This window comes from Micromonospora sp. MH33 (assembly GCF_003013775.1).
Classification (GTDB): Bacteria; Actinomycetota; Actinomycetes; order Mycobacteriales; family Micromonosporaceae; genus Micromonospora; species Micromonospora fulviviridis.
On record NZ_MUYZ01000516.1, the window covers coordinates 1 to 2,693 of the forward strand.

General features: G+C 73.0%; 3 protein-coding genes. All 3 read right to left on the reverse strand.

Translation table 11 applies throughout. The features are described from left to right. Positions 1–152 precede the first annotated feature (152 nt). Complete coding sequence (locus B0E53_RS35215) at positions 153–1,256, reverse strand: C40 family peptidase (protein ID WP_246835762.1); 1,104 nt, start codon at positions 1,254–1,256, stop codon at positions 153–155. Then, on the reverse strand, positions 1,253–1,780 hold the full coding sequence (locus tag B0E53_RS38845; RefSeq protein ID WP_210406343.1) for a hypothetical protein: 528 nt from the start codon (positions 1,778–1,780) through the stop codon (positions 1,253–1,255). Before B0E53_RS38845 ends, B0E53_RS35215 begins: the two co-directional genes overlap by 4 nt. An 82-nt stretch (positions 1,781–1,862) precedes the next feature. Continuing rightward, positions 1,863–2,693 (reverse strand): hypothetical protein (locus B0E53_RS39935; RefSeq protein WP_348639691.1); only part of this gene is annotated, 831 nt, incomplete at its 5' end.

Sequence of the window (2,693 nt, forward strand, 5' to 3'; positions counted from 1 at the left end):
GTCCTCGGGCCGGGTCCCCGGCTGTTTCCTGCTGCTGATGTGGTCCGTGTCGGTCACGGTGATGTCCTCTCCGAAGGGATGGAGGATCCGCAGCCGTCGGCGCCCGGAGGGCGCCCCGGCTGACGGGATTCCCTGTTTGGGGGATGCGTGGTTCAGCCGATGACCCGGCGCGCGGCGGCGAGCTGCTCGGCCCACGCGGACAGGCGGCTGATCTTGACGACGTCGCCGCTGTGCGGGGCCTGCACGATCAGCCCTTGGCCGAGGTAGAGGCCCACGTGCCCTGGCTTGGCGGTGGTGCCGCGGCTGCCGGGAATGAACAGCAGGTCCCCCGGCTGCAGGTCCCGGTAGTCGGTGACCGGCCGGCCGGCGTGGATCTGGTCGCTGGTGGTGCGGGGCAGGGTGATGCCGGCGGCCTGGTAGGCCTGCTGCATCAGCGATGAGCAGTCGCATTGGCGGGCGGGGATACTGGAGTGGGGTGCGGTGCAGTCCCCGCCGAAGGTGTACGGGCTGCCGAGTTGCGCCAGGACCCAGCCGATCGCCGTGACGACCGGCGCCGGCGTGCCCGCCGGCAGCGCGAACCCGGCGGGCAGCGGCACCTGCTCGCTGCCGGGCTGGCCGTCACCTGCGTCTAACAGGCACAGCGGGTTGCTTATCGCCTGCTCCAGATCCCCTCCGACGGGCCCGGCGGGGGTGCCGCCGGTCAGGGCGCGGATCAGAGCGATCGCGTCGTCCTCCCACTTCGCGTAGGCGCCGGGGTAGGCGGAGCGCTGCACCGCTTGGGCGGCGTCGGTCAGCGGCATGGCCTGCCAACCGTCGACGGCCAGCAACGCCTGGTAGAACCGGCCGGCCGAGTAGCGGGGGTCCTGGAGTTGGGCGGGTGTGCCCCAGCCTTGGGACGGGCGCTGTTGGAACAGCCCCACCGAGTCGCGGTCCCCGCCGGGAAGGTTGCGCAGGGTGGACTCCTGCATGGCGGTGGCCAGGGCGACGACCCAACCTCGGGGCGGGACCGTGAGCTCGACGCCGACGGACACGATCACCGCGGCGTTGGTGACCTGCTCGCCGGTCCAGCCCCCAACGCCGGCGGGCGGGGACACGGTGACGGCGGGCAGCAGTGGCTGCCGGCCTGGGCCGACTGTGCCGTTGCACGCGGCCGAGGCGGTGCCACCGCCGGTGAACAGCATTCCGATCCCGCCCGCGCACAGCATCAGTACGGCGAGCACCCCGGCGGCGATTGCGGCGAGACCGCGCCCGCTCACCGCAGGACCGCCACTGCCTGCCGGGCGTGGCGGGCTGCCGGGGAGCGGCTCGCGGGGGTGCGGGTGGCAGCCGGTGACGGGGGCAGGCAGTCGGCGAGCCGGTAGCGAGCCAGGTGCTGCCCGTCGTCGGTGTGCACGGCGACCGTGCCGGTGAGCGGGTCGATCAGGTAGATCCATTCCGCGTCGAGGTGCCGGGCGTGGGACAGCGGGAACACGGTGACCGGTTCCGGCTCGTCGATGGCACCGTCGCTGCTGCTGGCGAGGGTCATGCCGACGCCGGGCACCGCGCGCTGCCCGGCGAACCCGGATTCGGTGGCGGCGGTGATATTCGGGTCGAGGTACTCCCAGTCGAAGGCGAGGAGCGCGGTATTCAGCGCGTGGGCGTCGCGGCGGGCGTGGCCAACCCAGATCGCGGCGAGGGTGGGCACGACGACGCCCGGGTGCCCGTCGAGGAGCACGAACCGGGCGTGCACGAGGTGCGGGTTCCCAGGATCGGTGGTGCCGACGAAGCAGTGGGTGCTCACGGGGCAGGTCTCCTTCGCAGCAGATGCGGGAATGGGAGGGCATGAGGTGCGCGGACCGGTGGCCGAGACGCTGGACGGGACGTCACGCCTTGTCCTGTTGCGGGGGTGCCGGCCAGGGGGCGGGCTTGGCGCGCCAGCCGAAGATCGGGTCGCTGGTCTCGACGGATCCGCAGCGGCTGCAGCGGAGGTAGGTGTCGTCGCCGTAGCCGGCCATGGACGGCATCTCGTCCTGGACGACCTCGTCGACGGCCCCGCACACCTGGCAGCGCAGCGACGCCCCGTCGGGCCCCCACGTGATGAAGATCGGCTCCTCGTCGGTGCCGTCAGGGCGCCGCCGCGGGCCGGTCATGCCATGCGCCCCGTGGCCGCCGCTGGTGGCCGGTCGGGCGGTGGCGGTGAGGAGGGCGGTCAGCCCTGGGTAGGTGGCGGGGACGTCGCCCGGTTTGGGGGTGTCGTCGATGAGCAGCAGCGGGTGGTCATCGCCGCGCGGGTGGGTGAGCTGGTAGAGACGACCGTCGGTGTCGACGGCGTCGATCCGGCGGACCTGCCGTGGCGCGTCGCCGATGGTGAGGATGTCGTCGTAGCAGGTGGCCCAGGCCAGGAGCCGCGCATCGGGTTCGGTCGCCCGGATCAGGCGGACGATCGTGTCCAGGGTGGCCTGGTAGGGCGTGGACGCGTGGGGCTGGCGCAAGCCCGCGGCGAGGCGGTGCAGCAGAGCGGGCAGGCCAGCGGAGTCGGTGAGGTCGTCGCGGCGCAGCGGGAATTCCACGCTGCGCACAGCGTGCGCGGGCGAGGGCGTGTGAAGGGGTCGGGTGTGGATGAGCAGCAGCGTCAGGGGCTGGCCCCAGCCCAGATGCTCGGCGTCGACGTCGGTCGCCAGGAGGCAACCGGCCAGGGCGTGGACAGCGGTGAA